The sequence below is a fragment of the Viridibacillus sp. KH_047 genome (assembly GCF_057838945.1).
In genome coordinates this window covers 858,356-872,245 of the sequence record NZ_CM174479.1, presented here as the reverse complement: position 1 = coordinate 872,245, position 13,890 = coordinate 858,356, and the positions used below count along the sequence as shown (strand labels likewise).

Annotated in this window: 10 protein-coding genes and 1 pseudogene; 1 reads left to right on the top strand and 10 read right to left on the bottom strand. The window is 38.0% G+C overall.

Features of this window, described 5'->3' with window-relative positions:
* Positions 1-31: 31 nt before the first annotated feature.
* The 9 genes from AC3IS5_RS04445 to AC3IS5_RS04405 all read right to left on the bottom strand — a co-directional run bounded on the left by AC3IS5_RS04445 (position 32) and on the right by AC3IS5_RS04405 (position 10,566).
* Complete coding sequence (locus tag AC3IS5_RS04445) at positions 32-1,180, bottom strand: acyl-CoA dehydrogenase family protein (protein WP_489426723.1); 1,149 nt, start codon at positions 1,178-1,180, stop codon at positions 32-34.
* Between the two features lie 12 nt (positions 1,181-1,192).
* A complete protein-coding gene (locus AC3IS5_RS04440; RefSeq protein WP_489426722.1) occupies positions 1,193-2,344 on the bottom strand; it encodes a thiolase family protein in 1,152 nt (383 codons plus the stop codon).
* A 23-nt stretch (positions 2,345-2,367) separates the two neighbouring features.
* On the bottom strand, positions 2,368-3,147 hold the full coding sequence (locus tag AC3IS5_RS04435) for an enoyl-CoA hydratase/isomerase family protein (protein WP_489426721.1): 780 nt from the start codon (positions 3,145-3,147) through the stop codon (positions 2,368-2,370).
* 55 nt (positions 3,148-3,202) lie between these two features.
* On the bottom strand, positions 3,203-4,780 hold the full coding sequence (locus AC3IS5_RS04430) for a long-chain-fatty-acid--CoA ligase (protein WP_489426720.1): 1,578 nt from the start codon (positions 4,778-4,780) through the stop codon (positions 3,203-3,205).
* 125 nt (positions 4,781-4,905) lie between these two features.
* Complete coding sequence (locus AC3IS5_RS04425) at positions 4,906-6,429, bottom strand: long-chain-fatty-acid--CoA ligase (RefSeq protein ID WP_489426719.1); 1,524 nt, start codon at positions 6,427-6,429, stop codon at positions 4,906-4,908.
* Positions 6,430-6,525: 96 nt separating this feature from the next.
* Positions 6,526-7,296: a 3-hydroxyacyl-CoA dehydrogenase gene (locus AC3IS5_RS04420; RefSeq protein WP_489426718.1), complete on the bottom strand. Its 771-nt coding sequence runs from the start codon at positions 7,294-7,296 to the stop codon at positions 6,526-6,528.
* A 96-nt stretch (positions 7,297-7,392) separates the two neighbouring features.
* A complete protein-coding gene (locus AC3IS5_RS04415) occupies positions 7,393-8,181 on the bottom strand; it encodes an enoyl-CoA hydratase/isomerase family protein (protein WP_489426717.1) in 789 nt (262 codons plus the stop codon).
* A gap of 15 nt (positions 8,182-8,196) precedes the next feature.
* Positions 8,197-9,381 (bottom strand): CaiB/BaiF CoA transferase family protein, encoded by a 1,185-nt coding sequence (locus tag AC3IS5_RS04410; RefSeq protein WP_489426716.1) that lies wholly within the window; start codon positions 9,379-9,381, stop codon positions 8,197-8,199.
* Between the two features lie 21 nt (positions 9,382-9,402).
* The gene (locus AC3IS5_RS04405) at positions 9,403-10,566 is read right to left on the bottom strand and encodes an acyl-CoA dehydrogenase family protein (RefSeq protein WP_489426715.1); all 1,164 of its coding nucleotides are present in this window, start codon (positions 10,564-10,566) and stop codon (positions 9,403-9,405) included.
* A gap of 404 nt (positions 10,567-10,970) precedes the next feature.
* On the opposite strand from AC3IS5_RS04405, the gene AC3IS5_RS04400 reads away from it, so the two are divergent.
* Positions 10,971-13,109 (top strand): sigma 54-interacting transcriptional regulator, encoded by a 2,139-nt coding sequence (locus AC3IS5_RS04400; protein WP_489426714.1) that lies wholly within the window; start codon positions 10,971-10,973, stop codon positions 13,107-13,109.
* A 217-nt stretch (positions 13,110-13,326) separates the two neighbouring features.
* Here the strand turns inward: AC3IS5_RS04400 and AC3IS5_RS04395 are convergent.
* Positions 13,327-13,728 (bottom strand): annotated as a pseudogene (locus tag AC3IS5_RS04395) (CAP domain-containing protein); the annotation flags it as partial.
* Positions 13,729-13,890 lie beyond the last annotated feature (162 nt).

The window sequence follows — 13,890 nt, the reverse complement described above, 5'->3', positions numbered from 1 at the left end:
CTTTTATTATGGATAAAAATAAGTATCGACTCTATAAACCTAAATTTTTGGCAATGATTACTTTCATGATTTCGTTTGTTCCTGCGTATATAGATGCGACAGGTATATCTCGATATCTTCTCGCAATCTTATATTCTTCCATATAGCCATATCCGCCATGTAATTGCATACAATCACTGGAGATTTGCCTTGCTGATTCTGTCAGCCAATATTTCGCCATTGACACTTTTGTAACAATATCTTTTCCAGCTATATGCTCTTCAATTAGAGACTCAAGGAAAGTTTTTCCAAGTTCGATTTTTGTCGCAATCTCTGCGATTTTAAATTGTGTATTTTGGAAAGATGATATTGATTTTCCAAAAGCTTTGCGTGACTTTATATACTCCATCGTTGTCTCCAACATATCCTCTGCAGCTATTTGTGATGAAATAGCAACAACTAGTCTTTCTTGCTGCAGTTTTTGCATCAGATAGCTAAAGCCGCAACCTTCCTCACCTAATAAGTTACTAACAGGTACTTTACAATCTTCAAAATATAATTCAGCTGTATCTTGTGCGTGGAGACCGACTTTATCTAATTTGCGCCCTTTAGTAAAACCAGGCATTCCATCTTCAACAACGATTAAGCTAACACCTCTATGCTTTGGTTCAGCTTGCGGATTTGTTTTAACAGCTACCACAAATAGATTGCCATTAATGCCATTTGTTATAAACGTCTTTTGGCCATTTAACACATAATAATCACCTTCTCGTGTAGCTGTCGTTTGAATATTTGCTAAGTCTGATCCAGTTCCTGGCTCTGTCATTGCAATCGCCATAATAGTATCGCCCGTCACACAATTCGGCAACCACCGCTTCTTCTGTTCCTTTGAAGCAAATGACTCAATATACGGAACAACAATATCATTATGTAGGCCTACCCCTACTAGACTACTTCCTACTCGTTCTAACTCTTCTGAAATAATAACATTAAAGCTAAAATCTAAACCAAGACCACCATATTCCTCTTCTACTTGGGGACATAGAAAGCCCATCTCAGCAAGACTCTTCCAAAACGCAATTGGAATTATTCGATTTTTCTCCCACGTATCATAAAAAGGTGCAGCTTCTTTTTGTAGAAACTTTCGAAGCGATTCCCTGAACATCTCATGCTCTTCTGTTTCAAATCTATATCTCGTCATAAATATCCCTCCTTACTCTATACGTTCAATAATAGTCGCATTTGCCATACCCATTCCTTCACAAATGGAAAGTAAACCGTAGCGGCCACCTGTGCGTTCTAATCGATTCATCAAAGTCACTAAAAGCTTCGTTCCAGTAGCTCCTAATGGATGACCAAGTGCAATTGCCCCACCATCAGTATTTAACTTTTCAGGGTTGGCACCTACCTCTTTCAACCAAACTAATGGAACTTGCGCAAATGCTTCGTTTACTTCATATGTGTCTATTTCATCTATTGTAAGACCTGCTTTTAAAAGCACTTTTTTGGTCGCCTCAATTGGTCCAGTTAACATTAGTGTTGGATCTGATCCTGTAACACTTCTAGCAACTATACGGGCTTTTGGCTTCAAACCAAGCATATCTGCCTTTTCGCGAGACATTAGAAGAACAGCTGAAGCTCCATCACTCATCTGACTTGCATTACCTGCCGTGATCGTTCCATTCTCATCAAAAACAGTCTTCAACTCACCTAAAACTTCTACAGTAGACCCTTCTCGAGGTCCTTCATCAATCGCGAAGCTCATTGTATCCCCATTTTCTAATTGAACATCTACTGGAACAATTTCTTTTGTAAAATGCCCATTTTCGATTGCCTCAAATGCTTTTTTATGACTTTCTGATGAATATTGATCAAGCTCCTCACGTGTTAAATTCCACTTTTCAACCATTCGTTCCGAGGACAATCCTTGATTTATAATCTCGTATTTTGCAGTTAATTTCTCGCTTGGTTTTGCTTCTCTTATATTCGAAAACATAGGTTCTCGTGTCATACTTTCTACTCCTCCAGCAATGACGATATCCATGTCACCTGAAGCAATAGCTTGTGAAGCAAAATGGACTGCCTGTTGACTAGATCCACATTGTCTATCAATCGTGACACCCGGCACATGAATTGGGAACCCCGCAATTAGTGCTGCTGTTCGCGCAATATTACCAGCTTGTTCTCCTGATTGTGTTACACATCCTAAAATAACATCATCGACTTCAGCCTTATTTACACCTGTACGTTTCACAAGTTCATCAAGTACAACTGCTGCTAGCTCGTCTGATCTATAGCTAGAAAGCATTCCTTTTCTTCTACCTACTGCTGTTCGTACCCCTTCTACAATTACCACTTCTGTCATTTTAATCCCACCCATTCAATTATTTAATATCCAAGAAACTCAGCTTTTCGCTTCTCTACAAAAGCTGCTCTTCCTTCTGTGAAATCTCTTGTTTGAAATACAATAGATTGGCCATACGCTTCCATTTCTAGAACACTTTCCAAGGATGCGTGTGTAGCTTGGTGCATAATTTTTTTGGCAATACCTAATGACTTTGTCGGACCTTTTGCCAATGAAACTGCAAGTGCTCTACCTTTTTCCACAGCTGTTCCATCAGCAACAACTTCGTTTATCAAGCCATATTCAAAAGCTTCATGGGCCGTTATTTTCTTGCCAGTGAACACCAACTCCGCGGCTTTATGCATGCCAATCTTTTGTGGAAGGAAATACAATCCCCCCATATCAGGGATTGCTCCTACTTTTGCGAAAATCTCTGAAAATATGGCACTTTCATCCGCAACGATCAAATCACAACAAAAAGCAATATTGCACCCTGCTCCAACTGCCGGGCCATGAATCGCTGCAACAACAGGCTTTTCCATATTATAAATACCCGTTATTGCCTCATGCCCTTTTTGCAAAAACTCTTTAACTGCAACTGTATCAGTGGTGTCGATTCCAAAGTCTTTCAAATCACCACCCGCACAGAAACCCCTTCCGTTTCCATATAGTAAGACTGCTCGTATGTTCTGATTATTTTTAGCCTCCATTACCGCCGCAGCTAAATCTGATACTAATTCATAATTTACAGCGTTTAACTGATCTGGCCGATTTAACTCAATTTCATAAACTCCATCTTTAAATCTAGTAATAACTGTAGACACCAAATTGTTCCTCCTTTAACGAGGTCTAATGCTAAGACAAGTTTTCCAAACTGATTCATGTTGTAGTTTGTTGATTTAAATATTCATCTCGTATCACGCGCTTCAATATTTTACCTGCTCCGCTTTTTGGCAATTCCGATAGAAATTCAATCGATTTTGGTACTTTATAATTTGAAACTTTTGGACGAATAGAAGCTAGAATTTCCTCTTCTGTCGCAGCAGTATTCTGTTTTAGTACAACAGCAGCTTTGACAACTTCTCCCCACTGCTCGTGAGGTACACCAAATACCGCGCATTCTAACACAGCTGGATGAGCTGATAGTGCTTGCTCCACTTCCACAGAGTACACATTCTCTCCACCCGAAATGATCATGTCTTTTGCTCGGTCAACGACATAGAAAAATCCTTTTTCTTCTTTATATCCCATGTCTCCAGTAAAATACCATCCATTACGAAGAGCTTGTGACGTTTCCTCAGGCAAATTCCAGTAGCCCTTCATGATATTAGGTCCTCTTGCGATAAATTCACCTACTTGACCGACTGGCACATCATTGCCTTCCTCATCGACTACCTTCAATTCGATTAACTGAACCGGCTTCCCACATGAAGCAAGACGCTTTTCCTCTTCCTTCGCCCCATTAATAATATGATCTTTCGGCATCAAAAGAGTCAGAATCGGAGATGCCTCGGTCATGCCATATGCTTGAAACAACTTAGTGTCCGGTAACATTGTCATGGTTTTTTTTAGTAGTTCCGTAGCCATAGGTGAAGCACCATATACCATTAACCGAAGTGAAGTCGTATCATATTTCTCGAAATCTGAAAAGTGAAGTAGCATATTAACCATCGTGGGCACTAACATGACAGCTGTCACCTGTTCTTTTTCGGTGACATGCAATACATCTTTCGGAGTAAACTGGCGCACCACTGTGTGTGTTCCTCCGGCTAACGTTACCGCAAAAGTAGATGCTTGATCCGCAAGATGAAACATTGGTGCCGTATGCAGATAAATATCACTTTCCTTATATTCAAGATTCAAAGCAACATGAAGTGCATTTGCCAGCAAATTTTTATGTGTTAACATGACGCCTTTGGAGCGTCCAGTTGTCCCTCCTGTATAGAACAAGCCGGCCACATCCTCTTCCTGCACGTCTTCGCAGATAAGTTCTTCTACGGATTCTTCATCAAGCAGGGCCTCATACGAATGGATGTCTGAGTACTCATTTAGCTCCAGGGCATCACGGTTTTCCGACAAAATCACATGTTTGATTCCAGAAGCTCGCTTTTTCAACTCATCAACAATAGGTAAAAACTCTTTGTTGACGTATAGAACCTCTACCCCTGCATCATTTAGCACATAGGCGTTTTCTTCTAAACTAAAACGCGTGTTCAGCGGCACAACGATACCGCCCATTGCTGTTATACCGTATATCAATTCGAGATAGCGAAAATCGTTCAGCAGGAGTAAGGCGATGCGCTCTCCTTTTTTCACGCCCAATTTTTTTAACGATTCTTTCAGTTTCGCAGTCCGCCCCTCTAATTCCTTATAACTATATCGATGATGCCCGTCGACAACAGCCAGTTTCTCTGGACAATTTCTAACCGTACTAAGCAGACTTTTTGTTAGAATCATTATCTTTCACCCCGGTATTAGTTTTTTTAACGTCTAATTGTTGAAATAAAGAATCCCTTCAAATCCGCTCCGGCTGCTCCTTGATAGTCGCCTATGCTTAATTTATATAGCTAGTTATTTATTAATTAATTACTTTTGACTGTCTCTCGCAGTTGAAACTTCATCAATTTCCCAGAAGCATTGCGAGGCAATTCGTTTTCAAATAGCACTTTTCTTGGAATTTTATAGCCCGATAAATTCTTTCTGCAATAAGCTTCCAACTCAACAAGATCTATCGTCTCTCCATTTTTTGGTACAATAACCGCCGTCACTACTTCTCCCCACTTCGGATCGGGTGTTCCAATGATTGCGATATCTGCAATCTGTGGGTGTGCGCTTAACACGTTCTCAACCTCAACAGAGTAGACATTTTCTCCACCTGAAATAATCATATCTTTACTTCTATCAACTATAGAAATGTATCCATCGTCATCTTTTACGCCTAAATCCCCAGTGTATAACCAACTATCTCTTAACGTGCTTGCCGTTTCCTTAGGCTTTTTATAATATTCTTTCATAATCGTACTACCTTTAAGAATAATTTCTCCAACTTCACCCGCCTTTGTTTCAAACCCATTAGGTGCAACGACTTTCACTTCCGTGAACAACAAGCCGTCCTTACCAGCTGATCCAACTTTTGTCTTATGTTCCTCCGGAGATAAGAAAACACCTGTAGGGCCTCCTTCTGTTAATCCGCATAAGCTATAAAAATTACGCGTTTTGAAAAATTTGATACATTGATTAACTAGCTCAGCTGACATAGGTGCTGCACCATAAGAAAAACGGTTAATAGATGAAACATCATATTGATCCTTATCCGTATAATCAAGCATTAATTTATACATTGTTGGCACAGCGAAAAAGTTCGTGATTTTATATTTCTCAATGTCTCTAAATATAGCTGCAGGGTTAAATTCGCGGTGTATCACGTTAAATCCACCTACGAAAAAACTACTTGTTAAACATATTACTAGCTGCGCTGCATGAAATAACGGCGCAATATGGATAAATTTATCCTGTGCGTTGTAACCAAGTGTTCCAATCATACACACATTTACATTTGTCACACGTTGATGGTCAAATAGTGCTCCTTTTGGATTCCCCGTAGTTCCAGATGTATACAAAATATGAAGGGCATCCGTACCGTCAATTTCAATAGGTGGCTCAGAAGTATCCTCAGATAAGATAGCTTCAATTGACAAGTTTCCCTCGATGATTGGCTTTTCAACTGTAATCACTTGACGGATAGCAGGAATGCCATTTTTGGACGCTTGAATTAACTCTTCATAGTCTTGATCGCAAATGACAAGGACACTATCAGATTGATTCAAGATGTAATTCGCTTCTCTTTCTACTAACCGAAAATTCATCGGTACAATGACTGCACCTATTTTGGCGCATGCATAATAAGAAATAGCGAAGAAATCGGAGTTTTTCATCATAAGAGCCACTTTTTCTCCCTTGTTTACTCCTAAGTCAAGTAAACCGTTGGCAAAACGGTTCACAATTTCATTAAACTCGCCATACGTATATGAACGGTCTTCATAAACAACTGCTAATTTTTCCGGGTGTCTTACTGCATTTTGCGCTAAAATATTTACAATGTTCATCCATTCATTCCTCCAATATAATTGAACATTCAGAATTTTATTTAGCCATTTTGATATAAGGTAACGACGTTCGCTTCGTTCCTACTGAATCATTACTTAACGTGGAGACATCCGAATTCCACCATCTAGACGAATCACTTCACCGTTTATATACTCATTTTCTATCATGAAAAGTACCAATGATGCGTACTCAGTCGGTTTTCCAAGACGTTTTGGAAACTCGACCATGCTTTCCAATTTCTCAACCACTTTTTCTGATAAAGTCTCTGCCATTGGCGTACGGAACAAACCAGGCGCAATCGTATTAATTCGAATACCAAAGGAAGATAGGTCGCGTGCAACTGGCAAAGTCATTCCTGCAACTCCAGCTTTACTTGCACCATAAGCTGCTTGCCCCATTTGCCCGTCAAAAGCAGCTACTGAAGCCGTGTTTATAATAATTCCACGCTCACCAGCATCTGTAAGAGGATCATTTTTCGCCATTTCTGTTGCTGCTAATCTCAGTACATTGAACGTCCCATTCAAGTTGATATCTATCACTTGTTTAAAGTTTTCTAAAGGCATTGCACCTGAACGACCCAATGTCTTTTGAGGAGTTCCGACACCAGCACAGTTCACACAAATATGCACCGCTCCAAATATTTCAATCACTTTCTCAATACCAGCTTGCACTGATGCATCGTCCGTAACATTTACAAGCGCGTATGCAACATTTTCACCTAATTGCTCACATGCCTGTTGTGCTTTTTCTTCATTCAAATCAAAAATGACTACTTTTGCTCCTCTTTCTACTAAACTTGTAACCGTACCAAGTCCTAAACCTGAAGCTCCTCCCGTAACAATTGCTACTTTACCTTTTACATTCATGTTCTCCACTCCAATTCTTTTATTGATCAAAATTTGCGGCATTCACCGTTAGAATTCTTTTTATAAAGTAATAGTTTGAACTACTATTGTTTGAAGTTAATATCCTTCAAAAACTGGTTTTCTTTTTTCTGTGAAAGCAGCTAATCCTTCTGCCATATCGTATGATTTTGTATGCTCCTTCAACGATAGCAATTCTTGTTTCAATGCTATTTCTAAAGGTTGCTCCAATCCATCCGTTACAAGTTGTTTCATCTTGCGAAGGACCAAAGGACTTTTCTCCGAAATTTTGTCGGCGATTGATTGCACAGTATTTTCCAATTCCTCTGAACTAACTACTTCTTGGACAAATCCATATTCCTTCATTTCAGCTGCACTAATAAATTCTCCAGTGAACAGTAAGTACTTCGCACGGTTAACACCAATTTTTCGTGGCAACTTCACAGCGCCACCTGCTCCAGGCAAAACACCGAAATTAGCATGAGCATCCCCGATTTTCGCTTTTTCAGACGCAATAACAAAATCTGCGGTCATCGCAAGCTCTAAACCGCCCGCCAATGTAATACCATTTAATGCAGCAATTAAAGGTTTACTCAACTTTTCTAACTTCCCAAAAAGCTCTTCACTTAAATCTAATAAGCCCGGTTCCTTTTGATACTTCACCTCAAGGTCTTCCAAAAGTTCCTTTAAATTTGCTCCTGCACAAAATGCTTTCCCCTTGCCTGAAAGTACAACAACTCGGACATCACCATCGTTTTCTGCTTGGACAATTGCCTCTTTCAAAGCAAGCAATAAAGCTTTTCCTATTGCGTTCATTTCGTCTGGACGGTTTAAATAAATCCAGGCTGTTTGATTACGTTTTTCATAAATAATTGGTTGATTGCTCATTGTAAGTTACCCCCTTTATTTAAATACGCCTTGTTCTTTCCATTCTCTAATTTGATGCTCACTAAATCCTTGTCCTACTAGAATTTCTGCTGTATTTTCACCGACAGCTGTACCTACATACTGATAAATTGGTTTAGCTGATGAAAATTTGATTGGAGTAGCCATTTGTTTTTGACTGGACCCATCCGCTTTCGGAACATCTACTATCATTCTCCTTGCTTGAAGTTGCGGATGATCGCACGCTTCGGCAAACGTTAATACCGGTTCCACGCATCCCTCTAAATCTTCATCAAACACGGCAAGCCATTCTTCATAATTCTTTGTTAAAAAAACTGCTTTAATTTCTTTCTTAAACATGTCTTGATCCGTGGCCTTTTCACTCATTCCTATTTCAAATAATTCCGGTTTTCCTAGGGCCTGACAAAGTATCTTTTTAAAAGGCGGCTCAATGCTACCAACGGAAAAATACCGTCCATCTTTCGTTTCATAAAAATCATAAAATGTGCCACCATTTAACTGCATTTCTTCTGGTTGTGGCTCGATTCCTCCGACGAGATATCCCGATCCATATACCGCATTCATTGAGAAGGCAGCATCTGTCATACTTACGTCGATGTATTGCCCTTCCCCAGTCTTCTCACGATGAACAACAGCTGCCAATATGCCAATAACCGAATGCAATGAACCACCCGCAATATCCGCAATTTGGATACCCATCGTTGTCGGAGCTTTTCCTTTACGACGTGAGTAGTCCATTACACCAGCTACTGACAAATAGTTATTATCATGCCCCGGCCGATTGCGGTATGGCCCTGTTTGACCGTATCCTGTCAGCGAGCAGTAAATGAGTTTAGAATTCACCTTCTTTAGTGATTCATAATCAAGACCTAAGCGCTCCATGACACCCGGCCTAAATTGTTCAATAACGATATCGTATTCGGCCACTAACGATTTAATGATTTCCACTGATGCCGCCTGCTTCAAATTTAATGTCAACGATCGTTTTGAGCGATTTAAATAACCGTGCGCAGCAGACAAACCATCTTTGTCAAAAGGCGGCATCACTCTAATCAGATCGACCCTTGCCTGAGACTCCACCCGGATTACTTCCGCTCCCATATCAGCGAACATCATCGTGGCATAAGGACCCGGTAACAAGGTTGAAAAATCTAGTATTTTCAATCCTTTTAAAATGCCCATTATCCATCCCCCCTGCTAATCTTACTTTCCAAAAATGCCTCTACTAATAATCTCTTTCATAATTTCAGAGGTACCTCCAAAAATTCTTTGAATTCTAGCATCCACGAAAGCTCTAGAAATTGGATATTCCTGCATGTACCCATACCCTCCGAATAATTGAAGGCAACCGTCTACGATTTTCCCTTGTGCTTCTGTGCATGTAAGTTTAGCCATACTTGCTGTTTCAGTATCAAGTTCTCCTCTTTCCATTAAATACAGACATTCATTAACAAACGAGCGATTCACTCTTGCTTCCGTCTTCATTTCTGCAATGCGAAATTTAGTATTTTGAAATTGACTAATCGGTTTTCCAAATGCATTACGTTCTTTTACATAAGCAATGGTTAAATCTAATACTCCTTCCATTGCTCCTTGGGCTCCAATTGCGATTGTTAACCTCTCCCTTGGAAGTTCCTTCATTAATGTAATAAACCCTCTATTTAATTCGCCTAAAATTGCTTTCTCCGGAACTAATACATCTTCTAGAAACATTTCAGAAGTGTCACATGCATGTAACCCAATTTTTTGAAGGTTTTTCCCTCGACTAATACCTGAAGTTGATAAATCTACAATAAATAATGTTGTTCCTTTTGATGCAGGTACTTGCAAGTCCGTTTTAGCAACAACAATCACAAAATCACAAAGTTGACCATTACTAACAAATGTTTTTGAACCATTTATAACATAAGTTAATTGATCTTCATCAAACCGGGCTGTTGTTTGAATTCCTTGAAGATCACTTCCTGCTCCGGGCTCAGTCATTGCAATTGCACCGACAAGTTCACCGGTAGCCATTTTTGGTAGGTAGTAATTTTTTTGTTCTTCATTTCCTGAGCTCAATATATAATGAGCAATAATATTAGAATGGACAGATAAATTAACCGCAATTGCTGCATAACCTAGACGATTCAACTCATCGATAACTGTTGCAGAATAAGAGAAAGGCGCTCCTGACCCACCGTATCTTTCTGGAATATCTATACATAACAGTCCTTCATCTCCAAGCTTTTTCCAAACATCACGAGGGATGGTCCCATTCTCTTCCCACTTACTATATTCCGGTTCAATTAATTTCTTTGCTATAGATTGAATGGATTTACGAAATAACAACAACTCATCTGCTTGATGCATCTCACTGATTGCCATATCTATCTCTCCTTTACACTTTGACTATGCCATCCTATGCTATTTCCATCTTTTCTTTCATCAATATGCATATACTGAGGATCATATTTATATGCAAACTCCATAATTTCTTCTTTTATTGGCTATGATTGAAATTTTTGACCTACTACGAATTCATTAAACCTCAACCAAATCACCTTCTTACAAAAAACTTTAGCCTCACTCTATATAAGCAAGATGCATACCAACTTTATTTTTCATTTGTATCTCTTGATTGTTAAGGGATTAATAAATACATATGTCCATAATCGTGAACATATTTCCGTTAATAAGTGACAAGTGTTAACAAATAAGTGTAAACTCCACACCTATTTGTTATAATATTTTTAATTATCAGTAAATTTAATGAGTGGAGGAATTTTATAATGCGTGTCGAGGATGTCATGATGAAAGATTCGCCTACTTGTACAGTAAATTACACAATCCAAGATACATTAGAAATTTTCGCTAAAATAAATTCACAAATTATTCCGGTAGTTAACGAAGATAAAAGATTAATAGGTTTATTAACAAAAAATAAAATTATCCAAATACTAGCGGATGGTTATTCATTTCAGTACCCTATTTCATCTTTTATTAATTTTAATCCCATTTTTTTATATCCAGATCAAGATATTAATGAGACTCGAAAATTGCTGCTAAATCATCAAATCGGACATGCTCCTGTCGTCAATCGTAAAATGCAACCTATTGGCATTCTTTCTACATCACAAATATTATTTGCATATGACCTCGTATTTGATCGATTACAAACGCAACAATCATTACTATTCGAAAACTTAAATTTCGGAATATTTTCCGTTGATACTAAGTTTAAGATTAACGCTATTAATCCTGTAGCAGAAAAAATCCTTCAATTATTACCCAACAAACAACATGTATTCAATGAATTAAACGGACTCGAGGAGATTACTAATCTATTAACTGGGACATTGCATCATAAAGAACAAATAGTGAAAAAGAAGATGCATTTAAATGGGCATAGCCTTGTCGTACAGAGCTATCCATTGATAGAAAAAAATAAACTAGTTGGTTCCATGGTCATTATGGATGATTGGACTAATATCGAAAAAATGGCCAGTGAACTGCGTTTTTCTAAGGAATGGGAGGAAAAGTTAAGAAGCGTTATTGAGCTAGCTTATGATGGCATTATTTTAGTCGATCAAAAGGCAGAAATAACGATGGTCAATAATGGCTTTTGTGAATTATATAATGTTCAAAGTACTGAACTTTTAGGGCAATCCATTTTGAACATCTACCCTGATTTAGGGTTAGATGAAGCTTTACAAACAGGTGTCAGAATAACGAATGTTGCAAAATTAATTGGTAAGACACAATGTCTTATTACAATCTTACCTATAAAAAACAATGAAGAAACTATCGGAGCAATTTGTAAAATTACATACCGTGGTTTAAAGCATTTGCAAGAAGCGATTAAAAAGGTAAATAACTTGGAACAACAAGTCACTTACTATCAAAAAGAATTGAATGAACTTAAAGGAACAAAATACTCTTTTGCTAATATTATCGGGGAATCTTCCACTATTAAACGGATAAAAAAGGAAGCCTTAGCTGCTTCTCAAAGTTTATCAACGGTTTTACTTTTAGGGGAAAGTGGCACCGGAAAAGAATTATTTGCACATGGAATTCATGCCTCTTCTTCTCAGAACGGTATGTTTATTCAAGTGAACTGTGCAGCTATTCCTCCAGAATTAATGGAATCAGAGTTCTTCGGTTATGCTGAGGGCTCATTTACTGGTGCAAAAAAGGGTGGGAAAAAGGGGAAGTTTGAAATGGCTCAAAATGGAACATTATTTTTAGATGAAATCGGTGATATGCCCCTTTCCCTTCAATCAAAACTATTACGAGTTTTACAAGAAAAGGAGTTTGAACCAATAGGGAGCAATCGTATTATTAAACTCCAAACTAAAATTATTGCTGCAACAAATCAAAACCTTGAAACACTTATTAAAGAGGGGAAATTCAGAGAAGATTTATATTATCGTTTAAATATAATGAGGATTAACATTCCACCTTTACGAGAACGAATTGAAGATATACCTGATATTGCAGAATCCATTATTTCACAACTAAAACTTTCAGGATTTCATTTAGAAGGAATTACTCACTCTGCATTAACAAAGTTAATAAACTATAACTGGCCAGGTAATGTTCGTGAGCTACATAATATTTTAGAAAGGGCCGCAAATCTAACAAGTGATGGATATATAGATGCTCAACACCTTCCAGAATCGTTTCATGCTAACACTAATATTCTCAAATCAACTGAAAGTATAAGAATAGGTCCAACAAATACACTTCTAGCATATTCGGAGGAACTTAATAATAAGCCATATTGGAATGCTATTGATCATAAAGAAAAAGAACTCATACTTGCTGCACTTAAAGAAACAAATGGAAACAAAGCGAAAGCAAGTAGATTATTGGGTATCAGTCGCACATGGCTTTACGAAAAGATAAAAAAATATAATATAAGTATTTGAAGATTATTACGATATAATCCATTTCGAGCATACTACCAATATAATAGATACGCAAAAGAGAAAGCCAATCGTACTTCATTGGCATTAATAAAAGAGACATTAAAAGAGAATTTTTGATAAATCAAGAAATATCCTTAAGTCCCTAAAATAAAAAGCGAGGAGAAAACATATTGTTTTTCTCCTCGCTTTTTTATTAAAACACTTATAACTTAATAACTTACCTTACTTGAATAAACTGCTGTGTCCAATAATGTCTATAAGGGCCACCTTTGGCATAACCTACCCCAATATGAGTAAAACGGCCATTTAGCATGTTTGCTTTATGACCCGGGCTATTCATCCAAGAATTCATCACTTCTTCTGGCGTTGATTGGCCAGCCGCAATATTTTCACCTGCATAGTAATAACTAATTCCGTATTTACGCATCATATCAAACGGCGAACCGTATGTAGGGCTCGTGTGGCTAAAGTATTGAAGATCACGCATATCTTCTGATTTAAGGGTAGCTGTTTTCTCTAGACTTTTGTCTATTTTAAGTGGTTCCACTCCAACTTTTTTTCTTTCCACATTCATAAGATTAACCACTTGTTCACTAAAAGTTAAAGGTTTAGGCTCTGGTTTTGGTTCTGGTTTCTTTACAGGTTCTTTTTTATATGGTGATTTTAATTTACCTTTTTTATAAAGAATCCCATTATATATGTACTGAGCAAAAGCTCCTCGTTTAACTAAATCACTTGCACCAAACTTTGTAGATGATTTTCTTTTACCAACACCTGTTGT